Origin of the sequence: Aquitalea sp. ASV11, assembly GCF_016429185.1 — a bacterium.
Classification (GTDB): Bacteria; Pseudomonadota; Gammaproteobacteria; order Burkholderiales; family Chromobacteriaceae; genus Aquitalea; species Aquitalea pelogenes.
Window position 1 is genome coordinate 136892 of the sequence record NZ_JAELUD010000002.1, and the last position, 22066, is coordinate 158957.

Genomic DNA, 22066 nt, shown 5'->3' on the forward strand with positions numbered 1-22066 from the left:
CTGCTTGTCTCAGCTGACTTGTGCAACCGGTTTGATTTTGAACCAGATGGAATACATGGCTGGCAGGAATACAAGCGTCAGGATGGTTCCTGCGAATGTTCCGCCAATCAGTGTATAGGCCAGGGTTCCCCAGAACACAGAGTGCGTCAACGGAATGAACGCCAGAATGGCTGCCAGGGCGGTCAGGATGACCGGACGCGCACGCTGTACGGTTGCTTCCACTACAGACCTGAACGGGTCTAGCCCTGCGTGCTCGTTTTCCCGGATCTGTCCTATCAAGATCAATGTGTTGCGCATCAGGATGCCTGAAAGAGCAATCAATCCGACCAGTGCGTTAATCCCGAAAGGCTGCCGGAACAGCAAGAGCGTCGGGACCACGCCAATCAAGCCCAGTGGACTGGTCAGGAACACCATCACCATGGCGGATAGCGAGCGCACCTGGAGGATGATGATGAAAAGCGTCGCCGCCAGCATGATGGGGAACAAGGGCATCATGGCTGCGGTAGCCTTGCCTGATTCTTCTACCGATCCGGCTTCCTCGATGTGATAGCCACTTGGCAACGTGGCAATCATCGGCTGCAGCTGTCTGGTGATGGCTGCTGATACATCGGGCGGCTGCAAGCCATCGGCAATGTCTCCCCGCACCGTGATGGTGGGCACGCGGTCGCGTCTGCGCAGAATCGGCTCCTCCATGCGCATTTCAATCTTGCCTACTTGTGATAGCGGAATGCGTTCACCGTGCATGCCAACCAATGTGAAGGCGTTGATTCTGGCCGGGTCCAGACGCGTATTGCCTGCAGAACGTGCCACTACCTGAACCGTGCGGATATCTTCGCGTACCGCAGTGACAGGCACCCCCTGAAGGAAAAACTGTAGTTGTTGGGCCACTGCGCTGGAGCTAAGTCCCAGTGCTTGCAACCGGTCTTGTTGCAAGGTGAAATGCAGGGTCGGGACGCGTACTCCCCAATCGGTGTTGACCGTGCGCATCATCGGGCTGGATTCCAGTACCTGACGTAGCTGGTCTGCAATCCCGCGCAATTTGTCCGGATCAGGTCCGGAAACGCGGTAAGCAACCGGGAATGGTGAGTAGGGCCCAAAAATCAGCTGGGTGACACGCAAGCGCGCTTCGGGGGCCAGACCTGCGGCAATGGCTTTGCGTAACTTTTGCTTCAGTTCATCACGTTCAAGCTGGTTATCGGTACGCACCACGATCTTGGCAAATGAAGGATCCGGGAGTTCAGGCCCCATGGCCAGATAGAAGCGGGGAGCACCTTGGCCAATATAGGAGGTGACGATTCTGGCTTCCTTTTGTCTGGAGAGCCATGCTTCAACCTTGGCAGTGGCGGAGCTGGTTTGTGATATGGCTGTGCCATAAGGCATTTGTACTTCAATCAGCACCTCCGGCCGGTCAGAAACAGGAAAGAATTGCTTCTTCACCAATGCCATGCCAAGTATGGAAACCACAAACAAGCCAATCACTCCGCCAGCGACTATCCATTTTCGGCCGATGACGCGTCCCAGAAACGTGCGGAAGCGGTTATAGCGTGGTGTGTCGTAAATGGCAGCATGTCCACCCTCAACCTTTTTGAAGTCAGGCAGCAATTTGACACCCAGATAGGGGGTGAATACCACGGCAACCACCCACGAGGCGATGAGGGCGATGCCTACAATCCAGAACATATTGCTGGTGTATTCACCCGCAGATGATCGGGCGAAACCGTTAGGCATGAAGCCTACCGCAGTGACCAGGGTGCCGGACAACATCGGAGCGGCCGTGTGACTCCAGGCATAGGCGGAAGCCGCAATGCGGCCATAGCCTTCTTCCATTTTGACTACCATCATTTCAATGGCAATGATGGCGTCGTCCACCAGCAGGCCAAGTGCCAGAATCAGTGAGCCAAGGGTGATGCGGTCAAAGTTTTTACCGGTAGCAGCCATTACGACAAAGACGACCGCCAGTGTCAGTGGCACTGCCGCTGCCACCACCAGGCCGACACGCCAGCCCATGCTCATGAAGCTGACCAGCATCACCACCAGCAGGGCGACCAGGAACTTGATCATGAATTCGCCGACTGCGCTGTGGATGTTTACTGCCTGGTCGGTAACCTTGGACAAGCTCATTCCCAGCGGTTGTTCCGCATTGATGGCATTGACTTCGCTATCGAGCGCTTTGCCCAGATCCAGGCCATTCCAGCCGTCGCGCATCACGACGCCCAATAGCAAGGCCGGCTCTCCGCCGTTACGGATCATGAATGTTGCCGGATCTTCATAACCGTGTTTTACGGTGGCAATGTCAGACAGTTTCAGCGAACGGCCCTGTGCAACTATCGGGGTGTCACGAATTTTCTGTAACTGGTTGAAGGCACCATCCAGGCGGATGAATATTTCAGGTCCCTTGGTTTCGACGGAACCGGCAGGTGTCAGCGCATTCTGGTTGTTAAGTGCAGCGAATACATCCTGTGGGCTGATTCCCAGGGTAGCCAGGCGATCGTGGGAGAGCTCGATATAGATCCGTTCTGCCTGTTCTCCAATGATATTGACCTTTTTGACCCCGGCCACATGCAGCAGGCGCTGACGCAGCGTTTCTGCATCCCTGGCCAGTACGCGTTGCGGCTCGCCTTTAGCCTTGAGGGCAAACAAGGCGAAGGTAACATCCGAATACTCATCATTCAGAAAGGGGCCCATGACGCCGGAAGGAAGGTTCTGAACTTCATCTCCAACTTTTTTACGTGCCTGGTAAAACTCCTCTTTGACTTCTGAAGGAGGCGTGCTGTCCAGCAAGGTCAGCGTTGTGAATGCCAGTCCGGGGCGTGTGTAGGTTTCAGTCCGGTCATACCAGCGAAGTTCCTGCAGGCGTTTTTCGATTTTTTCCGCCACCTGGTCTTGCATCTCTTGTGCCGTAGCGCCTGGCCAGGCGGTGACAATCGTCATCACCTTGACGGTAAAGGCCGGGTCTTCTGCTCTGCCCAGTTTAAGAAACGAGACCAGCCCTGCCAGTGAGATCAGGATGATCAGGAACAGCGTAATGGCACGCTCACGTACTGCCAGAGCCGACAAATTGAATCGACTGTCGCTCATGGCTTCACTCCTTCTGCTGTAGTGCCAGTGGCGGTACTTGCCACCTTGACCTTCTCTCCTTCGTGGAGCAGGTGTGCACCGAGCGCCACAATGCGATTGCCGCGATTGATGCTTCCCGTTACGCGGGCTCCGTCGTCATCAAGCTTGAGAATGGTGACCGGACGCCACGACACCTTGGCCGGATGACCATCAACAACCCATACGCCCGGCCCTTTGCCCGCATCAAACAGTGCGCTGATGGGGACGTGCAGGCCTGCATTGCCAGTCGTCCGGCCTTCCGGGATCCGGATGGTCACCGTCGCTCCCAGGGGGGCGTTGGCCAGCTCCCCATCCAGCACATAACGTGCCTCGAAGGTGCGTGTTACGCGGTCTGCCGTCTCAGAGAGCTGGCGCAGTTTTGCCGGTACATTGACATCATCCTTGCCGAACAGCGTGGCTTGTGCGACAGAGCCAACGGCGGGACGTATGGTTTCCGGCAACTGAATCAGCGCTTCCCTGCGACCTGCGTGTGCGATGCGCACTACGGGTTGTCCTGCATTAACCACCTGGCCCGGCTCTGCCAGCGTTTCCATCACCACGCCATCTCCGTCAGCGATCAGTTCGGCATAACGGCTGGCATTCTTGGCTACGTCTGCCTGTGCTTCTGCGGCGCTGAGCTGTGCTTTTGCAGCATCGGCTGCTGCTTTGATCTGGTCGTAGGCTGAAGCTGAAATGGCACCTGTTCCACGTAACTCGCGATAGCGGATTTCATCCTGTGCAGTCTGCTGTGCCCGTGCCCGTGCTGCCGATACCGTTTCTTGCTGTGCGTTGGCGGCAAGTCGCAGATCGATAGGGTCAATCCGCATCAGCACCTGGCCACGCCTGACGAGTTGGCCGGTGTCGACAAGTCGTTCCGATACCTTACCCGCAACTCGGAATCCAAGATCGCTCTGTATCCGGGCGGCGATGGTTCCGGTGAAGGTGCGTGCGTCAGGGACGCTTTCCTGAACAAGCGTTGTGCGTACCAATGGTGTATTGGTGCGAGGGTCTGTCTGTGCTTCTTCGCCGCAAGCGACCAGGGCAAACGGCAATGCGCAGATGAGAGTTGAGATGGTGAGGCGATGCCGGGGCATGAAAGTCCCTTTGACGAAATAATCGGGACTTTCAGTATTATTCTTGTGACCAATTTAGTCAATAGTCACTGTCGTGTTGAGCAGCTACGGTGCCAGGCTGCGCAGTACCAGACTCGACAGGTGTGCAGGTGCTTCTTCGGTGTTGTCGAAGTTGTACTGCAAGATAAGCGGGTGCAGATAGGGATGCAGGACCAGATAAATTGCTTTGGCCGTTTCATCCAGAGGGGTTTTGCGTTCAAAGTCGCCATTGAGTCGACCTTGTTGCAGGATATCTTGCAGCAAGCCTTGAATGCGCTGTTCGTATGCAACGGTGGCGCTCCAGCGTTCACCTGCAGCAGAGGCGGCTATTTCATAAAGCTTCCGGTCCTGGAAAAACAGCCCGAGGCTTGATTTTACGATGGTCTTGAACATCCGGCGCAGCTTCTCCGGTGCGCCTTCGACTTCGTCTACTGCTGCCCGGACATCATTTTCGATTTCAAGCAGGCAGTTGGCGCAGATCATCTCTCCAATGGCTTGTTTGGACTCGAAAAACTTGTAGATATAAGCCTTTGAGAAGCCGATGGCCTTGGCAAGGTCGGATACGGTTGTCTTTTCGTACCCATAGAGACTGAAGTGCTCGGTGGCGGCGGCCACGATTTGATTGCGTACTTCGTGATCAGCCGGGCCTCGGGAGGCCGCGGTGGAGGCTTGTGTATTTTTCATGAGGCATAGCTTACACAGCAGCCCTAAAATTGACAATAAGTGACTATTATGTATTATGGTCACTATAGTTCACCCTGATTTGGAGTCGCCCGTGTTGATTAAGCATCCTCTTGCCTTGTTCATGGCAGCCAGTCTGCTTGCTGGTTGTGCAGTTGGTCCTGATTATGTCCGGCCCAAAATATCGCTTCCTGACCACTACATTGGCGCAGGCTCGGCCGCACAGCAGCAGGCTGCTGCCAATACTGACCTGACATCATGGTGGACTGCGTTCGAGGATCAACAACTGAGTCGATATGTCTCGCTGGCATTGGCGCAAAATCTTGATCTTGCACAGGCATCCGCCCGCGTTGTGCAAGCACGGGCGGGACTGGGGGCCGCCAATGCTGCGCTGATGCCTTCTGGAAACATCAGCGGACAAGCCGGCAGGGCTTACCAGTCAGTGGAAACGCCTCTAGGACAGGTCTTGAATGCACAACCCGGCTTTAACCGCTATGGCAATGATTACGAGGCTAATCTGGGTGCAAGCTGGGAGCTTGACTTGTTTGGTGGATTGCGACGCAGCCGGGAAGCAGCAGTGGCTGAGTACCAAGCCTCAGAAGCAGGTGCTGCCGCTGCTCGCTTGGCAGTTGCCGCTCAGACTGCCGACATCTACATCAGCATCCGTGGATTGCAAACCCGCCTGGATATCGCGCGGCGGCAGGTGCAGAAACAGGAAGAACTGCTTGGCAAGATTCAGCTTCTTTACAGCAAAGGATTGGCTCCAGAACTGCAGGTGGATCAAGCAGAAGGGGTACTGGCTCAAGTAAAGTCTTCCGTACCTGTTCTTGAAACCGGGCTGGACGCTGCGATGAATGCACTTGATGTAATGCTGGCTTCACCACCCGGTACCCATCGCTCCGAGCTGACAGAAATGAGTGGTATTCCGGTTGCCCCTCGCATCACAACTTCGGAAACTCCAGGTGAATTGCTGCGACGCAGGCCGGACCTTATCGTGGCGGAGCGTCGCTTGGCTGCTGCGAGTGCGCGTATTGGCGTTGCCATTGCCGAGTACTATCCCAAGCTCTCCATGACCGGCCTTGTTGGCAGTGCTACGGCGGTGTCTTCCGGTAATGTGTTTACCAGTGGTGCCAGTCAGGCCGCAGGTATGCTTGGGCTTCGCTGGCGCTTGTTCGACTTTGGTCGGATCAATGCCCAGATCGACCAAGCCAGGGGACAGGAAGCCGAGATGCTGGCAGCCTATCGACTGGCCGCGCTCCATGCCGCAGAAGATGTGGAAAACGCCTACTCGGCACTGGCTAAGCGGGAAGAGCAGTCTGCTGTTCTGAAGCGTGGAGTGGATTCCCTTGGCCGTGCCCGGTCTGCATCTTTTGCGGCCTATCAAAATGGGCTGGTCAGCCTGATTGAGGTACTGCATGCAGATGAGAGCCTGCTCAGTGCTTCCGATGCTGAGGCCCAGGCGCGCACAGAAGCGGCACGTGCAGCAGTTGCAGCATTCAAAGCATTGGGTGGTGGCTGGACTCCATCAATCAATGGATAACACCACTATCTGCACTGCATGTCTGTCATTTTCTGGCTCATTCAGCATTACAGAACACAGATCTGACCGATGAAACCGCTATGGATTTATCGCAGCGTACGCGTTCGGTACTGTCTTTTGTCAATACCGTGGACGCCGGTAGCTTTACGGCTGCTGCCCGACAATTGGGTGTCACCAATGCCACAGTCAGCAAGAATGTGGCGGGGCTTGAGCAGGCATTGGGCGTACGTCTGCTTAACCGTACCACACGCAAGTTGAGCCTGACCAAAGAGGGGGCTGCCTTTTTGCAGCAGGCACGCCTGGCCTTGGATTCACTGGATTGTGCAGCGGATGCCCTTGGGCAGGGAAAGAATGCAATCAGCGGAAAGGTTCGTATTTCAAGTAGTGCCGACTTTGGCCGCGAGCATCTGTTGCCAGCCTTGTCTGACTTGCTTGCCAGCCATCCGCAACTGGCAATCGACATTGATTTTGACGACCGGGTCGTGGATGTGGCTGAGGGGGGGCTACGATATCGTGATACGTGGCAGCCATACTGAGGATGCAAGCTTGATTGCCAGACCTATCTGTCATCTGCAGATGGTTCTGGTGGCATCACCGGCTTATCTTGCTCAGGCCGGTGTACCGCAAACATTGGCAGAACTTGCCAGTCACCGCTTGATTACAAGGCGCTTTTCTGCGGGCAAGGTTTGCCCCTGGATGTTCCGGGAGCGGGATGACGAAATTCACACGCTGGATATTGCTCACAGCAGCTTGACCATGTCATCGCCTGAGCTGATGACTGAAGCAGCTGTTCGGCATATGGGCATTACGCAAGTAGCGGTACAGCAGGCATGGCCTTATCTTGAACGTGGACAGCTGAAGGTCCTGTTACTGGGCAAGCACGACCCGGGGCCTTGTCAGCTTGTAATGCAATATCCCCATCGTGCGTTGATCTCCCCCCGCATCAAGGCTTGCATAGACCACTTGTTGAGCAGGTTTTCCGATATTCATGCACAGAATGTCGCTATGGATGTACTTGAACAGTACTCTGCTTGACGAACAGTGCATGGAATGTGTCGTGTGGCAGGTCGCTCAATTCGGTACCGGGAATTGTCTTGTCCATGTTTCCGGAAGCTGGCAGCAATGCCGGACTGGACTCCCCTTGAGTGCAAGTGTTGGGACATGCGGTAGCGGATGCTGCGACACCAGGCCATCCCCGGCATCCGCCTATTCTGTCTTTCCTGTTTTTTCAGCCAGTTGCCATAGCAGTGTTTGTCGCGCATGTGCCACGCGTGGCTTGCGTAATTTACTTGGCAGCCAGATCAGGTAGTAGCGGATTTCGGTGTGGCCAAGCGGAGGGGGTATTTCCTCCAGCTCGCCACTTTGCAAATGTGATTTGCACAAATAGTGCGGCAGCAGTGTCCAGCCAAACCCCTGGCTGAGCAGGCTGCGCAAGCCGCGTAGATCCTGCCCGGTCAGTGCCGGGATAAGCCCTGGCGCATGAATGCGGTTTTTTTCCAGCCAGTGGTCAATCAGGGAGCGCTCCAGATTGTAGGCCAGCAAGGGTTCGGCTTGCAGCGCCGTTCCCAGATCCTGGGCAGCTCTCAGGCGTCGGGCGACTTCAGGGGCGGCAACCAGCATAATCCGGTCACTCAGGACCAGTTCTCCTTTCAGGCGCGCATCGCTTACCGGATGAGCAGAGAAGCCCAGGTCGTAGTGTTCCTCCAGCAACATCTGCGTGACCAGCGGACCATCACCTGCATGCAGCCGCACGCGGATATCCTCTTTAAGTAAGGGGACCAGGGCAGGAACCAATTTTTCCGCCAGAAAGTCGGCATGGCCGATGATATGCAGATTGCCGGCAATATCGGCCGAACGTGCGCGCGCCGTGGACAGCGCTGCCTCCGCCGCATCCAGTTTGTCGCCGATATCTGCAGCCAGCTCATCTGCCGCAGCAGTCGGTAGCACGCCCTGGCTTTGCCTTTCGAACAAGGGCCGTCCGATGGCAACTTCCAGACCGGCTATATGTTGCGACACCGCCGGCTGGGTCAGGTTAAGGCTTCTGGCGGCACCACTGATCGAGTGCTGGCGGTACACCTCGATAAAGGTTCTGAGCCGGACAAGCGACATGATTAACCCATAAAAAAAATTATACCCCTGCAAAAATACCCTTGTTGGCGGCCAGATACCAGTCTCCCCTATGATTTCTCCATCGCAGAAATGCACACCAATCAAGGGGATAACCATGTTGAGTAATGTTCTGTATCAAACCGAAGCCACTGCAACCGGCGGCCGCGATGGCTATGCCCGCACTGCGGACGGCTCGCTGAATGTCTGGTTGGGTCTGCCGCGTGAGCTGGGCGGCAAGGATGTTGGCAATAATCCGGAACAATTGTTTGCAGCCGGCTATGCCGCCTGCTTTCTGAGCGCCATGAAAACAGTATCTGCACTGAGCAAGGGAGCGCATCCCAAGGTGCCGGACAATGCCCGCGTTACTGCCCAGGTGGGAATCGGCCCGCGTATCGAAGGTGGCTATGGCCTGGCCATCAGCCTGAGTATCGAGCTGCCTGCCATTGAGCGGGAGCAGGCTGAGGCGCTGGTCGCCGCTGCACACGCCACCTGCCCATACTCGAATGCAGTGCGAGGCAACATCGACGTTGCATTACACGTGCTTTGACCTGGCTGCTTCATCTGCTCCAACAAAGAGAAACCACACATGGACACTCAAATACAGCAAGACTTGCTCAGCATCCTGCAAGGAATGAAAAATGCACAACTGGCCGCGGGCCCGGCCAGCCTGGAACTGAGACGTGACCGTCTGCAGCGTAGCGTACGGTTGATCCAGGAAAACCATCAGGCACTGGCGGATGCCATCAGCGCCGACTTTGCCCATCGCAGCCAGTATCAGACACTCCTGGTCGACATGGTCACCACCATCAAGGGCTTGCAACATGCTGCCGAGCATGTTGGTGAGTGGATGCGTCCGCAAGTGGTGGAAACTGGCGGCCCTGGCATGCAGGCCCGGATCGAGCAACAAGCCCTGGGTGTGGTGGGTGTGATCAGTCCCTGGAATTTCCCCATCAACCTGGCATTCGGACCGCTGGCTGGCGTATTTGCTGCCGGTAATACCGCCATGCTCAAACCATCGGAGCTGACACCGCGTACCTCGGACCTGCTGGCCGAACTGGTAGGTCAATACTTTGCTCCGCACGAACTGGTGGTGGTGCAGGGCGATGCGGACATTGGCCGGGCATTCAGTGCCTTGCCGTTCGATCACCTGGTGTTCACCGGCAGCACGGCTGTCGGCAAGCACGTGATGCGGGCTGCGGCTGAGAATCTGGTGCCAGTCACACTGGAGCTGGGTGGCAAATCCCCGGTAGTGATAGATGAGGATGCGGATCTGGAGACTGCCATTGCCCGCACGCTCACCATCAAGGCTTTCAATGCCGGCCAAATCTGCTTGTCGCCAGATTACTTGCTGATTACGCCAGCGAATTTGCCCGGACTGGTGAACGCTGCGCAGCGCTTTGTCGCAAGCAGCTACCGCAGTTTTCAGGACAATCCGGACTACACGTCCATCATCAGCCCACAGCATTTTTCACGTCTGCAAGGTTTGCTGGACGACGCACGGGCGAAAGGTGCAACGGTCATTAGCCTGGCCGCGCCAGGAGAGGTGGATGTCGATCCGCATATCCGCAAGATGGCTCCGCATCTGGTGCTGGATGCCACTGACGACATGGCCATCATGCAAGAAGAGATTTTTGGCCCCTTGCTGCCGGTGATGAGCATTCCCGGCTTTGATGCCGCTTTGCAGTACATCAATGCACATCCGCGGCCGCTTGCTGCGTATTACTTTGGCAATGACCAGAACAAGCAGCAGGCCTTTAGCCAACACACCACCTCAGGTGCCGTGGTGATCAATGACGTGATGACCCATGCGGCCATCGACAGCCTGCCCTTTGGTGGGGTAGGTGCCTCTGGCATGGGGGCCTATCACGGCATTCATGGTTTCAAACGTTTTAGCCACGCCAAGGCTGTGGTGGTGCAAAGCGAGGATGGTGCTTCGAATCTGCGGCTGCGCGCCCCGCATCAGGATGGCCTCGTAGCAGTAAAAGCATTTTTGCAAACAGTCTGATACTGAAATCTGGCTCAACACGGGCCACACCGTAAAGGATATTCGATCATGAAAGTATTAATGGTACTGACCTCGCACGACCAACTGGGCAACACCGGCAAGAAAACCGGCTTCTGGCTGGAAGAGTTTGCAGCGCCTTACTATGTATTCAGGGATGCGGGCGCGGAACTGGTGCTGGCATCACCGCAAGGTGGCCAGCCACCGCTGGACCCCAAGAGTGACCTGCCAGAATTCCAGACCGAACTGACTCACCGTTTCAAGGCCGACGCAGAGGCCCGGCAGGAACTGGCCAGCACCGTGCGTCTGGCTGAGGTCAAGCAGGAGGATTTCGATGCGGTGTTTTACCCCGGCGGCCATGGCCCCTTATGGGACCTGGCGGAATCAGCACAGTCCATTGCACTGATCGAATCGTTTGACCGTGCTGGCAAGCCGATTGGTTTTGTTTGCCATGCCCCTGGCGTATTGCGACACGTCAAAGCCCGCGATGGCAAGCCGCTGGTAGCTGGCCGCAAGGTAACGGGTTTTACCAATAGCGAAGAAGATGCGGTTGAGCTGACTGCTGTTGTGCCTTTCCTTATTGAGGATGAATTCAAACAGCTGCAAGCCATCTACCAGAAGGGTCCTGACTGGGCACCGTTTATTGTGGAAGACGGTAACCTTGTCACAGGGCAGAATCCGGCTAGCTCCGAAGGAGTTGCGCAAGCGCTGTTGCAAATGCTTGGCTAACCCGGCAACAAAGAAGTCACGTTTTCGCTACGCGCCAAAGACTAGCGCACGGCTGTCGAGTGCCATCGTGCGGCCGAAGCCCGTCTGACCTCCGAGTGGGAAGAAAAACGACAGCGGCAGGTGGAGCGCTACGCGCGTACGCAACTTGCTGCCATCACCCATAGCGCCGGTCATTGCGGGCAAGCATCCGGCTGGGTACCACCCCGCCGCTGCGATAACCGCGCTCACTGTCGTTGGCGGTAACGGTTTGCGGCTGGCCTTCTTCCACGTAAGAGGCTTCCAGATAGTGCACCAGTGGCAAGTCCAGCACGTCCAGCCATACCACGGGTTCGTTGCCGTCATGACCGTGTTCGTGCCACAACCCGGTGGGGGTGAGGATCAAATCGCCGCGTTGCATCGGACACTTCTCGCCGCCCACCGTGGTATAAGCGCCTTCTCCTTCCACGATCATGCGCACGGCGTTGGGAGTGTGGCGGTGCGAGGGGGCAATCTCGCCGGGTAGCAATAGCTGCATGCCCAGATAGATGGCGGCGCTGGCCTGCATTTTTTCCAGACCGTGACCCGGGTTGGCCAGCACCAGCACGCGGCGTTCGGCTTTTTCGATCGGGGTCAGTTCGCCAGCCTGCAACAGCAGCGGACGCAGTGCAGCGTAGTGCCAGCAGCTTGGCCGGGTGTGCGGGGTGGGTTTGCCCGGCGGTAGCACGGCACGCAGGCTGGGCCACAGCGGCACCAGGTTCTGGCTGGCCAGTGCCGATCACCCCCGTATTCGCGATGGGCTGACGCTGGCCCAGTTCGAGGCCGAGGAGCATGCGGTAGTGACCTCATCCGGCACCGGCCACCTCATTCTGGCGCAGGAAATCGCCCGGCTGGGCATTCGTCACCGCATTGCCCTGCGTGTGCCCAATTATCTGGGCATTGCCTTTGTCATCGAGCAGACTGACATGCTGGTGACCATACCTGAGCGCTTGGCGCAAGTGCTGGAAGGGCGCGGGCGGTTTCGGGCGTTTCCGGTGCCGTTTGCCTTGCCGGATTATGCGGTGAAGCAGCATTGGCACGAACGTTTTCACCACGACCCCGGCAATCGCTGGCTGCGCTCTGTGTTGTCCGGGCTGTTGTCAGACACTACGCGCCAGGCAGATGGGCGGTAAGTCCTACAGTGTCTGGCCCGGTCCGCAACAGCACCGCACACACCGGCAGGCGACACATGGCCGGGTCAAATACCTGCTTTTCATGATTTTGTCCGTGCAGGTGCTAGGCCTCGTACCAGCCCCGTGATGCATTGACCACTTTTACCACCAGCAGCATCACCGGCACTTCAATGAGTACGCCGACGACTGTTGCCAGCGCTGCGCCGGATTCAAACCCGAACAGGCTGATGGCTGCCGCTACGGCCAGTTCGAAGAAGTTGGATGCGCCAATCAGTGCCGACGGGCAGGCAACGTTGTGCTTCTCGCCCACCACCTTGTTCAGCCAGTAGGCCAGTGCCGAATTGAAGAACACCTGGATCAGGATGGGCACGGCGAGCAAGGCAATCACCAGCGGTTGCTTGATGATGGCGGCACCCTGGAAGGCAAACAGCAGCACCAGGGTGGCCAGCAGCGCCGTGATGGACCACGGGCCGATTCTGGCCATGGCGGCATCGAAGGCGGCCTGTCCCCTGGCCAGCAAGACCTTGCGCAGCGCCTGCGCCAGCAGAACCGGAATGACGATGTAGAGCAGCACCGAGGTCAGCAGCGTATCCCAGGGTACGGTGATGGACGAAATGCCCAGCAGGAAGGCCACGATGGGGGCGAAGGCAAACACCATGATGCTGTCGTTCAGCGCTACCTGCGATAGCGTGAACAGCGGGTCGCCACTGGACAGGCGGCTCCAGACAAACACCATGGCGGTACAGGGCGCGGCTGCCAGCAGAATCAGCCCGGCGATATAGCTATCCAGCTGCGCGGCCGGCAGCATGGGGGCGAACAGATGGCGCACGAACAGCCAGCCGAGAAAAGCCATGGAAAACGGCTTGACCAGCCAGTTCACGAACAGCGTGACGCCTATGCCGCGAAGGTGCTGCTTCACTTCATGCAAGGCGCCGAAATCGACCTTGACCAGCATCGGGATGATCATCACCCAGATCAGCAGGCCGACCGGCAGGTTCACCTGCGCGATCTGCATCCGCCCGACAGCCTGAAACACGTGCGGTGCCAGCTGACCGGCGGCAATGCCGGCGATGATGCACAGGAACACCCACAGCGTGAGGTAACGCTCGAACACGCTCATGGGCGCGCCGGCGGCGGATTTGGCATTGACTTCACATTGCACGACAGACATGGCGGCTCCTTACAAACCCAGTGCTGCGCGTACCGCAGGCACCAGACGGGCACGGATGTCATCACGCACCGCCAGGAAACTTTCCAGCGGCTCGCCGTGCGGGTCATGAAAACCCACGTGTATGCGCTTGACCGGGCGCGGGAAGACCGGGCAGGTTTCCCTGGCGTTGTCGCACACGCTCACCACCAGGTCGATGTCCTGGTCCATTACGTCTTCGACGGTTTTCGGGAACAGGCCATCCGTCGGCAGGCCCGCCAGCCGCAGGGCTTCGATGGCTCCATCGGCAACCCTGGCTTGCGGGCTGGTTCCGGCGGAAATACCGCGTACCAGGCCAGCCAGCTCGTGGTTAAGGATGGCTTCGCCCATCTGGGAGCGGCAGGAGTTGCCGGTGCACAGCACAAGGACGGTTTTTGCTTGGCTCATGGTTATTATTCCTGGGGTTCGGTTTTCTTGTTGCGTCGCTTGGCGACGCTGTCGCACGCGCTGGTCTTTGGCAGGCATGCCTTGCCCTGGCAGCAGTTGTGGGCCAGGAAGGCAATCAGCTCATCCATGGTTTCATATGCGGCGGAATAGTGGATGAAGCGGCTCTCGCGCTCGCCCTTGATCAGGCCAACACGGCTCAGGTGCGACAGATGAAAGGACAGCGTGGCATTGGGGATGCCCAGTTGCTCGCCGATGGCAGAGGCGTTGATGCCATCCGGGCCGGCTTGCACCAGCAGGCGGAAGATGGCAAGACGGGACTCGTGCCCGAGGGCGGCAAGGATTTCGGCGGCGTTCAGTATTTCCATATTTCCATTTTTATCGAAATATGAAATTGCGTCAAATGACGGATTTGTTGCGCTGGTGCTGCGCCTGCTCGCGGGCGAACCCGTTCCCTCTTTGGCGCCGCATGGCAAGTCGGGCGGGGAGGGCGTTTACAGCACTGTTGCGTTGGGAGGCGTGTCAGATGCAGCCCGCCTGGGCTGCATCATCAAGAAAAACCAGCCTGACGGGCTGTCAGGCGTTGATCAGTACCGGGTATGGCAGTTGCACTTCATCGCAGTTGGGGGTGCTGCCGTCCCGGTCCAGTACCAGAAAGTCGCAGGGCTGGTGCAGCGCCAGCAAGGGGTGATGCCACACCCCCGCCGCATAATTGACTCCTTGTTGCGGACCGGCAAGAAAGACCCTCAGCGTGTCGGCAGTGGGGGCGGCGCCGGGAGGGGCCACCACCACCAGATACGGCAGCCCGGACAACGGCATGAAAGCCTGGCTGCCATGCGGGTGGCGCTCCATCATGCGCAGCTCGAACGGCAGGCTACGTGGCTGGCCACGAAAGATGCTGACCATCAGGCGGCCATCCGGCCCGGCATCCAGCTGCGCCAGGTCGTGAAAACGCATGGTATTGCCGCCATTGATGGCAAACTGCCGTGCTTCAGGGCCGGCTTCCATCACCTCACCAAAGGGCCGGAAGGCCTTTGCCGTCAGGGCTTCGGCACGGAGCAGGGGGCCGGACTTCATCTGGCCACCTGACCGAACAGGCGCAAGCGCGAAATGCCGCCATCGGGGTGGATGTTGAGCCGCACATGGCTGACCGGCCCCAGCTGGGCCACGGTATCGGCAAAATGGTGGATGGCATCCATGGTGAGCGGGGTTTCCGGCAGCAGCACCGGCCAGAACTGGCTTTCGGCAATCAGCGCGGCCGGCATGCTGCTAAGAGCGTTAGCAGCCTGCAAGGAGCAGCGATCGGCAAAATTGCCCTTGAAGTGGGCGGTGTCCACCACAATGCGTTCGATCACGCCAGGTACGCCCAGTGCCAGAATGCACCAGTCGTGGCCCGGTTCGCGCCGCCGCCGGGTTTCCCAGCCTTCGCCCATATTGCTGCCGCGTCCCGGTAACAGCAGGTTGGACGGATGGCCGAAGTGGGCATCGTTCCAGGCAATCGGTCGGCCGCCGTTTTCCATGGCCACCAGGTCAATCGGCTCTGCCACCGCTTGCAGCGCGGATGCGGTATCCGGCTGGCCATACACCCGCAGGCGGGCAATGCCGCCATCCGGGTAAATGCGCAGGCGCAAGTGGCTCCATGCCGTGTCGCTGCTGATTTGCAGCAGGTGGTGCTGGTTGCCGCCCAGTGCGACGGACGGGAGGATTTCCTGCCACACGGCCTGCTCCAGTGCTGGCAGGCTGTCGTCGGCACAGTGGGTGGCTTCTATCGAGATGGCCGGGGCGTAGTTGCCGGTGAAGTGGCTGGTGTCGATATCAAAACCGGCAATCCGCCCCGGCCTGCCCAGGCGGATGATGCTCCAGTCGTGTCCGTGATGGCGCTTGCGGCGGGTTTCCCAGCCATCCATCCATTTGCCGTTTTCGTCGTATTTGCCGGGTACGAAAATGGCGGCTTCCGGGTTGAGCATGCGCGCCAGCGGCGCAAAGAATTCATCGCTGGAATACAGGCCGCGCGCGCCGATGCGCGGGTCAGCCAGATTGATGGCCTGACTGGCCCAGTCCGGCAGCACGGCGACGGGGGCAGTCAAAACAGGGTGGTTCATGGCGTTTCCTTGGCTTGAGGGGGCTGGTGTCACATCACGGCGCTGACGAAGTTTTGCAGCTCCGGGGTTTGCGGCCGGGAGAACAAATCGGCCGGGTGGCCTGCTTCGTGAATCTTGCCCTGATGCATGAACACCACGTGGTTGCTGACATCGCGGGCAAAGCGCATTTCATGGGTGACCATGATCAGCGTCATGCCTTCCTGCGCCAGTTGCCGCACCACGGCCAGCACTTCGTTGACCAGTTCCGGGTCCAGTGCCGAGGTGATTTCGTCGCACAGCAGGATTTGCGGTTTCATCGCCAGTGCCCGGGCAATGGCCACGCGCTGTTGCTGGCCGCCGGAGAGCTGGTCCGGCCAGGCGTCAAACTTGTCGGCCAGGCCCACCTTGGTCAGCAGGGCATGGGCCTCTTCGCGCAGGACATGGGGCGACTCGCCCTTGACCACGCGCGGCGACATCATGATGTTTTCGCCCACGGTGAGATGCGGAAACAGATTGAACTGCTGGAACACCATGCCCACTTGCAGACGCAATTGCTGCAAGGCTCTGGCATCACGGCTGCCAATGGTCTGGCCGGCCAGGGTGATGCTGCCCTCATCAAAGCTTTCCAGGCCGTTGATGGTGCGCAGCAAGGTGCTCTTGCCCGAGCCGCTGCGGCCGATGAGGGTGACCACATCGCCTTGCCTTACCGTCAGGTCCACGCCTTTCAGTACATGGTTGGGGCCGTAATGCTTGTGCAGGCCGGTAATGTTAACGAGCGACATGGAGTGTCCTTTCCAGGTGACGCGAATACAGCGAAAGCGGGTAGCACAGCAGGAAGTAGCCTGCGGCCACCAGTCCGTAAATCAGGAAGGGTTCAAAGGTGGCATTGGCCAGCATGCCGCCGGTTTTGGTGAGTTCGATAAAGCCGATGATGGAGGCGACGGAAGTTCCCTTCACCACCTGCACCAGAAAGCCCACGGTGGGGGCAATGGCCATGCGCAGGGCTTGCGGCAGGATGACATGGCGCATTTGCTGATAGCGGTTGAGCGCCAGCGCGGCCGACCCTTCCCATTGGGCTTTGGGAATGGCGTTGACGCAGCCGCGCCAGATTTCGGCCAGATACGCGCTGGTGTACAGGGTGAGCCCCAGTGCCGCAGCCAGCCAGGGCGGAATTTCCACCCCGCCCAGCGACAGGCCGAAAAACACGATGAACAGCTGCATCAACAAGGGCGTGCCCTGGAATACCTCGATAAAGGTTTTGGCCAGCCACACCAGTGCCGGACGATGCGCCAGGCGTAATGCCAGAATGATCAGCCCGCCCATGCTGCCCAGCACGAAAGCCGTCAGCGACAGTATGGCCGTCCACTGCAGGCCATGGAGCAGGGCCAGCAGGATGTCGCCCAGGGTGAAATCGTTCATGGTCTTCCCCGTTTCAACAGTCGTCCGCCACCGCGCAGCAGGGTCTGGCGCAGCAGCAGCGCCAGCGCCAGATACAGCCCGGCAGTGACAAAATAGGTTTCAAAGGCGCGGAAATTGCGCGACTGGACCAGGCTGGCGGCATAGCTCAACTCTTCGGTGGAAATCTGCGCGCAGACTGCCGAGCCCAGCATCACGATCACCACCTGGCTGGTCATGGCCGGCCACACCCGCAACAGCGCCGGGCGCAGCACCACGTGCAGGAAAATCTGCCAGCGCTTGAGGGCCAGCGCCTGGGCGGCTTCGATCTGCCCCTTGGGCGTGGCCTCGATGCCGGAGCGGATGATTTCCACCGCATAAGCCCCCAGGTTGATCACCATGGCCAGCATGGCCGCACTGTCCGGTGCAATTTCGATGCCGAGGGTGGGCAGGCCGAAGAACAGGAAAAACAGCTGCACCAGAAACGGCGTGTTGCGGAACATTTCCACATACACGGCAAACAGGGTGTTGAACGGGCGTAACTGCCAGGCACGGCATACCGCGCCAACAATGCCGATCAGCAAGCCGGCAATACAGGCCACTGCGGTCAGCTCCACGGTGCGGGCCAGGCCTGCGGCCAGTTCCGGCGCCTCTCTGGCCACGGCCAGAAAGTCAAACTGATAACTCATCACCATTCTCCCGGGTGGGCAGGAAGGGGCAGCCTGCCTGCCACACGCTGCGGCGCGGCCTGCTGCCAGAGGCTGGATTTACAGCAGTGCGCTGGCCAGCGGTGTTTTCAGCCATTTGAGCGAGATGCGGTTCAGCTCGCCATCCTTCTTGGCCTTGTTGATGATCTGGTTCACCTGTTCCAGCAGTTGCGGATCGTCCTTGTTCACCCCCACAAAACACGGTGAGTTCTTGATCAGGAATTTCTGCTCCAGCCGGCGCGGGCGCTTGCTTTGCGCATTGATGGTGGCCGCCACCACATTGCCGGTGGCCACTACTTGCACCTGGCCGGCCAGATAGGCGGCAATGGTGGCGTTGTTGTCTTCAAAGCGCTTGAGGTTGGCGCTGGCCGGAATCACCTTGCTCAGTTCCAGGTCCTCGATAGAGCCGCGGGTCACGCCCACTGTCTTGCCAGCCAGCCCTTCGGGCTTGTCCAGCGTCAGATCCTTAGTGCCGAACACGCCATTGAAAAAAGGCGCATAGGCGACGGAGAAATTGATGACCTTTTCCCGCTCCGGGTTCTTGCCCAGGCTGGAAATCAACAAATCCGCCTTGCCCGTGGTGAGGTAGGCAATGCGGTTGGCACTGCTGACCGGCACCAGCTCCACTTTCACTTTCAGCTCGCGGCCAATCAGTTCTGCCGTGTCGATGTCGTAGCCTTGCGGCTTCATGTCCGGGCCGGTGGAACCAAACGGCGGAAAGTCCGCCGGAATGGCAATCTTGATGATGCCTGCCTGTTTGATACTTGCCAGACGTTCGGCTTTGGCCGGCAAGGCCCACAGGCTACCCAGCAGGCTGGCGGCCAGCAGGCCGAGGGTGAAGGTGCGACGATGCATGACGGTTTCTCCAGGGAATGAACAGGATGTTGGCTTGGCTTAGAGCGAGTCCATCTGCAGTCCCACTCTGGCGGCGGCATTGCGCAAATGGTTGAGCATTCCCAGACGGGCTTCTTCCGGCTTGCCCTGGGTAATGGCGTCGGTGACCACCTGATGCTCGTGGGCCGTTTCCCAGATATGCAGGTGGTCGGCAAAGGGCAGCCGCAGGCTGTGGCCGATGGGGGCCGACAGCGAACGGGCTACCTGGTGAAACAGGGCATTGCCGGACAGGCGGGCCACTTGCAGATGAAACTCCAGGTCGGCTTCTGCGGCGGCCACCAGATCCTGGTTTTTCAACGCGTCCTCCAGCGTGGACTGGATCTGCCACAGCAAGGCCTTGCCCACCGGTGTGATATGGCGTGCGGCGAGTGCAGCTGCCGCCGGTTCCAGCACCATGCGGAACTCGAAAGTAGCTTGCGGGCTGGCCGCAAACGGCCCGGCCGGGATGTCCTTGTGCTGGCGCACCTGACCGGTGGTCACCAGCACGCCCTTGCCCGGCTGCGACTTCACCAGTCCCAGCGCTTCCAGCATGGAAATGGCCTCGCGCAGCGAGGCGCGGCTCACCCCCATGGCTTCGGCCAGTTCACGCTGGCCCGGCAGGTTTTCCCCGGCGCGGTAGTGGCCATCCTGCAGCTTTCTTTGCAAGGCCTGGGCAATTTGTTGTGGGACGTTCATGTTGTGCTCTCTGGTGGTCTGTCCGGTCAGACTGGTCTGACCAGTGGTATGGCTTGCATCTTGCAATGATCGTGCCAGGTTTGAAGAAGCGCGCCAGATAAGGCTTTGGTGCGAATTGCAACTTCATGGCGGCGGGCAGGTGGCATGCAGCCGGGGGGGCAATGCACCGATGCAAGGCATGGCTGCACCCAAATGGCCAGCAAGCGGGCGCGCTGTGAAAGTGAATCTCGCGGGGTCAGACGCTATGAGGACAGGGAGTGTTTATTGAAATGTGACAACCGGGTGACCGCTCGACAACAGTCATGTGATTGATCTGCCAAAGGGGCTGCGCCACTTACTCTGTGTGCGTCACGGCTGAATTGGCGTAGCATGACGGCTTCATGTCCCTGACCCGTAAAGGAGAATGTATGGAACGTCGTGAAGCCATGGGCGCGGTAGCTGCTCTGACCCTGGCTGCCATGAGTGCAGCTGCGCGTGCCGAAACCATGCCTGCAGGCAAGCCGCCAGTCAGTAAAGCGGCGGCATTAGGGGAGGCGGCCAGCCAGTGCGTGCTGGATGGCCAGCGCTGCCTCGCTCATTGCCTGGTCTTGCTGGGCAATGGTGATGATTCGATGGCTGATTGTTCCAAGGCTGTCAACCAGATGCTGGCGACCTGTACTGCCTTGCAAAGCCTGGCCGCGCAGGATTCGGCCTTGTTGCCGGCTATGGCCAAGGTGGCGCTGGAGGCCTGTACCGTATGTGAAAAAGCCTGCAAACAGCACAGCATGCACGCGCCGTGCCGCGCCTGCATGGAGTCCTGCGCTGCCTGCATCAAGCAGTGCCGTGCTTTTGCTGCCTGAGCGGAAATGCCACGGTTTTCAGGCCGGCAGTGCCTGCCGGCCGTGGTAAAACAGCGCAAAGCCATCATCGGCCGTGATGCTGGAAATGGGCGTGGCATACAGCTGGCTTAACAGGGCTGGGTGCAGCACCTCGGCACTGCAGCCAGCAGCCAGCACGCGTCCCTGTTGCAGCAGCCAGCAATGCTGGCTGTAACGCAGTGCGGCATTCAGGTCGTGCAGCACCATGATGGTCAGCATGTTGCGCTGGCGGGTTTGCTGCTCGATCAGCGCCAGCACCTGTTGCTGGTGTTGCAAGTCCAGCGCGCTGATGGGTTCGTCCAGCAGCAGGATGGCAGGTTCGCGCATCAGGGCCTGTGCCAGAAACACCATCTGGCGTTGTCCGCCGCTCAACTGGCCCAGCGGCTGTTGTTCCACTCCAGACAAACCCAGCTGTGCCAGTTGCTGACGTGCTTGTTGCTGCAAGCTTTCCGGCACTCGCCAGCCCAGGGTTTGCACCTTGCCCAGCAACACCACTTCCACTGCGCTCAGGCGGCTGTTGCTGCCACAGTCCTGCGGCAGCCAGGCCACGCTGGCCGGCACTGTACCGTGACGGTGCTGCCAGTCGGGTTGATGGGCATGCCGGATGCTGCCGCTATAGGCCAGTTGCCCGGCCAAAGTGCGCAGCAGAGTGGATTTGCCACAGCCATTGGGCCCCAGCAGGCAGGTAATGCTGCCTTGCGGCCCGCTGGCAAGGTCCAGCCCGTGCAGCACGGTTCTGCCGGCCAGCCTTACCGATAGACGTTCGAGTTGCAGCATCTTATTGCCCGCCTTTGCTGCGCAAGATCAGCAGCAGGAAGAAGGGCAGGCCGATCAGCGCCGTCACAATGCCGATGGGAATGAGCCCGCCTGGCGACAGCCATTTGCCCAGTACTGAGGCCAGCGACAGCAACAAGGCACCAGACAGCGCAGCACCGGGAATCAACAGCCGGTGGTCCTCGCCCAGCAGCATGCGCGCCATGTGCGGGGCAATCAGCCCGACAAAACCGATGGTGCCGACAAAGGCCACGGCCACGCCGGTAAGCAGGGACACCAAAGCTAGCGCCCGCCAGCGCAGACGGGCCACGGCAATGCCCAGGCTGGCGGCACGCTCATCCGACAGGCCCAGCGCGGTAAAGCGCCAGGCGTCGCGCGCCAGCAAGCCACAGCCCAGCAGCAGGGTAAGCCACATCAGGCCCACTGCATGCCAGCCGCTTTTGTACAGACTGCCAAACAGCCAGAACACGATCTGTGCCAGTGCGTCCGGTGAGGCCAGGTATTGCAGCAAGGACAGCAAGGCCTGAAACAGGAATAACAAGGCAATGCCGGCCAGCACATAAGACTCGGCATTGCCACCGCGCCTGCGGCCAATCAGCAATACCGCACTGCCTGCCACAAAGGCAAAGCCCAGCGCACTCAGCGGCAGGCCCCAGGCCTCGGCCAGGCCCAGGC

The 22066-nt window shown here is 59.1% G+C and carries 25 protein-coding genes; 8 read left to right on the forward strand and 17 right to left on the reverse strand.

The genetic code is table 11. The features are described 5' to 3' along the window. Positions 1 to 9 precede the first annotated feature (9 nt). The 3 genes from JHD62_RS01720 to JHD62_RS01730 all read right to left on the reverse strand — a co-directional run bounded on the left by JHD62_RS01720 (position 10) and on the right by JHD62_RS01730 (position 4892). On the reverse strand, positions 10 to 3078 hold the full coding sequence (locus tag JHD62_RS01720) for an efflux RND transporter permease subunit (RefSeq protein WP_199101515.1): 3069 nt from the start codon (positions 3076 to 3078) through the stop codon (positions 10 to 12). Beyond that, complete coding sequence (locus JHD62_RS01725; RefSeq protein WP_199101516.1) at positions 3075 to 4190, reverse strand: efflux RND transporter periplasmic adaptor subunit; 1116 nt, start codon at positions 4188 to 4190, stop codon at positions 3075 to 3077. Before JHD62_RS01725 ends, JHD62_RS01720 begins: the two co-directional genes overlap by 4 nt. An 84-nt stretch (positions 4191 to 4274) precedes the next feature. Next, complete coding sequence (locus JHD62_RS01730; protein ID WP_199101517.1) at positions 4275 to 4892, reverse strand: TetR/AcrR family transcriptional regulator; 618 nt, start codon at positions 4890 to 4892, stop codon at positions 4275 to 4277. Between the two features lie 91 nt (positions 4893 to 4983). Here JHD62_RS01730 and JHD62_RS01735 point away from each other — a divergent pair, with 91 nt between their 5' ends. From JHD62_RS01735 to JHD62_RS22470, 3 genes are all read left to right on the forward strand, one after another. Next, the gene (locus JHD62_RS01735) at positions 4984 to 6429 is read left to right on the forward strand and encodes an efflux transporter outer membrane subunit (RefSeq protein ID WP_370541009.1); all 1446 of its coding nucleotides are present in this window, start codon (positions 4984 to 4986) and stop codon (positions 6427 to 6429) included. An 80-nt stretch (positions 6430 to 6509) separates the two neighbouring features. Beyond that, positions 6510 to 6965 (forward strand): LysR family transcriptional regulator, encoded by a 456-nt coding sequence (locus JHD62_RS22465; RefSeq protein ID WP_233160508.1) that lies wholly within the window; start codon positions 6510 to 6512, stop codon positions 6963 to 6965. 10 nt (positions 6966 to 6975) lie between these two features. After that, positions 6976 to 7464 carry a LysR substrate-binding domain-containing protein gene (locus JHD62_RS22470; protein WP_233160510.1) on the forward strand — a complete coding sequence of 163 codons (489 nt, stop codon included), beginning with the start codon at positions 6976 to 6978 and terminating at the stop codon, positions 7462 to 7464. A 171-nt stretch (positions 7465 to 7635) separates the two neighbouring features. On the opposite strand, the gene JHD62_RS01745 is transcribed toward JHD62_RS22470, so the two are convergent. Then, on the reverse strand, positions 7636 to 8655 hold the full coding sequence (locus tag JHD62_RS01745) for a LysR family transcriptional regulator (RefSeq protein ID WP_199101518.1): 1020 nt from the start codon (positions 8653 to 8655) through the stop codon (positions 7636 to 7638). On the opposite strand from JHD62_RS01745, the gene JHD62_RS01750 reads away from it, so the two are divergent. From JHD62_RS01750 to JHD62_RS01760, 3 genes are read left to right on the forward strand one after another with little or no spacing between them, the layout of a single operon-like run. Continuing rightward, positions 8654 to 9085 carry an organic hydroperoxide resistance protein gene (locus JHD62_RS01750; protein WP_199101519.1) on the forward strand — a complete coding sequence of 144 codons (432 nt, stop codon included), beginning with the start codon at positions 8654 to 8656 and terminating at the stop codon, positions 9083 to 9085. The two genes, JHD62_RS01745 and JHD62_RS01750, sit on opposite strands and share 2 nt — an antisense overlap. A gap of 39 nt (positions 9086 to 9124) precedes the next feature. Beyond that, on the forward strand, positions 9125 to 10543 hold the full coding sequence (locus JHD62_RS01755; protein WP_199101520.1) for a coniferyl aldehyde dehydrogenase: 1419 nt from the start codon (positions 9125 to 9127) through the stop codon (positions 10541 to 10543). A 48-nt stretch (positions 10544 to 10591) separates the two neighbouring features. Beyond that, positions 10592 to 11269, forward strand: coding sequence for a type 1 glutamine amidotransferase domain-containing protein (locus tag JHD62_RS01760; RefSeq protein WP_233160512.1), 678 nt, complete (start codon positions 10592 to 10594; stop codon positions 11267 to 11269). Positions 11270 to 11423: 154 nt separating this feature from the next. Here JHD62_RS01760 and JHD62_RS01765 read toward each other — a convergent pair whose 3' ends face one another. Next, positions 11424 to 11999 carry a cupin domain-containing protein gene (locus tag JHD62_RS01765; RefSeq protein WP_370541010.1) on the reverse strand — a complete coding sequence of 192 codons (576 nt, stop codon included), beginning with the start codon at positions 11997 to 11999 and terminating at the stop codon, positions 11424 to 11426. On the opposite strand from JHD62_RS01765, the gene JHD62_RS01770 reads away from it, so the two are divergent. Continuing rightward, positions 11950 to 12417, forward strand: a complete 468-nt coding sequence (locus tag JHD62_RS01770) for a LysR substrate-binding domain-containing protein (RefSeq protein WP_370541011.1) — start codon at positions 11950 to 11952, stop codon at positions 12415 to 12417. The genes JHD62_RS01765 and JHD62_RS01770 overlap by 50 nt on opposite strands. 103 nt (positions 12418 to 12520) lie before the next feature. Here the strand turns inward: JHD62_RS01770 and arsB are convergent, their stop codons facing one another. From arsB to JHD62_RS01820, 10 genes are all read right to left on the reverse strand, one after another. Then, positions 12521 to 13588, reverse strand: coding sequence for an ACR3 family arsenite efflux transporter (gene arsB, locus JHD62_RS01775; protein WP_199101521.1), 1068 nt, complete (start codon positions 13586 to 13588; stop codon positions 12521 to 12523). Between the two features lie 9 nt (positions 13589 to 13597). Further along, positions 13598 to 14011: an arsenate reductase ArsC gene (locus tag JHD62_RS01780; protein ID WP_131360580.1), complete on the reverse strand. Its 414-nt coding sequence runs from the start codon at positions 14009 to 14011 to the stop codon at positions 13598 to 13600. A gap of 5 nt (positions 14012 to 14016) precedes the next feature. Next, complete coding sequence (locus JHD62_RS01785; RefSeq protein WP_199101522.1) at positions 14017 to 14376, reverse strand: helix-turn-helix transcriptional regulator; 360 nt, start codon at positions 14374 to 14376, stop codon at positions 14017 to 14019. A 208-nt stretch (positions 14377 to 14584) separates the two neighbouring features. Next, the gene (locus tag JHD62_RS01790) at positions 14585 to 15085 is read right to left on the reverse strand and encodes an ureidoglycolate lyase (protein ID WP_199101523.1); all 501 of its coding nucleotides are present in this window, start codon (positions 15083 to 15085) and stop codon (positions 14585 to 14587) included. Next, positions 15082 to 16110 (reverse strand): allantoicase, encoded by a 1029-nt coding sequence (gene alc, locus JHD62_RS01795; RefSeq protein WP_199101524.1) that lies wholly within the window; start codon positions 16108 to 16110, stop codon positions 15082 to 15084. Before alc ends, JHD62_RS01790 begins: the two co-directional genes overlap by 4 nt. 29 nt (positions 16111 to 16139) lie before the next feature. Next, positions 16140 to 16871, reverse strand: coding sequence for an amino acid ABC transporter ATP-binding protein (locus JHD62_RS01800; RefSeq protein ID WP_199101525.1), 732 nt, complete (start codon positions 16869 to 16871; stop codon positions 16140 to 16142). Beyond that, positions 16858 to 17508, reverse strand: a complete 651-nt coding sequence (locus tag JHD62_RS01805; RefSeq protein WP_199101526.1) for an amino acid ABC transporter permease — start codon at positions 17506 to 17508, stop codon at positions 16858 to 16860. Before JHD62_RS01805 ends, JHD62_RS01800 begins: the two co-directional genes overlap by 14 nt. After that, a complete protein-coding gene (locus JHD62_RS01810) occupies positions 17505 to 18173 on the reverse strand; it encodes an amino acid ABC transporter permease (protein ID WP_199101527.1) in 669 nt (222 codons plus the stop codon). The genes JHD62_RS01805 and JHD62_RS01810 overlap by 4 nt, the downstream gene beginning before the upstream one ends. Before the next feature lie 78 nt (positions 18174 to 18251). Beyond that, on the reverse strand, positions 18252 to 19046 hold the full coding sequence (locus tag JHD62_RS01815) for a transporter substrate-binding domain-containing protein (RefSeq protein ID WP_199101528.1): 795 nt from the start codon (positions 19044 to 19046) through the stop codon (positions 18252 to 18254). Between the two features lie 39 nt (positions 19047 to 19085). Continuing rightward, complete coding sequence (locus tag JHD62_RS01820; protein ID WP_199101529.1) at positions 19086 to 19760, reverse strand: FadR/GntR family transcriptional regulator; 675 nt, start codon at positions 19758 to 19760, stop codon at positions 19086 to 19088. Positions 19761 to 20167: 407 nt separating this feature from the next. Here JHD62_RS01820 and JHD62_RS01825 point away from each other — a divergent pair, with 407 nt between their 5' ends. Continuing rightward, a complete protein-coding gene (locus JHD62_RS01825; protein WP_199101530.1) occupies positions 20168 to 20599 on the forward strand; it encodes a four-helix bundle copper-binding protein in 432 nt (143 codons plus the stop codon). A gap of 18 nt (positions 20600 to 20617) precedes the next feature. Here JHD62_RS01825 and JHD62_RS01830 read toward each other — a convergent pair whose 3' ends face one another. Further along, the gene (locus JHD62_RS01830) at positions 20618 to 21394 is read right to left on the reverse strand and encodes an ABC transporter ATP-binding protein (protein WP_199101531.1); all 777 of its coding nucleotides are present in this window, start codon (positions 21392 to 21394) and stop codon (positions 20618 to 20620) included. Between the two features lies 1 nt (position 21395). Further along, a partial coding sequence (locus JHD62_RS01835) for an iron ABC transporter permease (RefSeq protein ID WP_199101532.1) occupies positions 21396 to 22066 on the reverse strand: 671 nt, incomplete at its 5' end.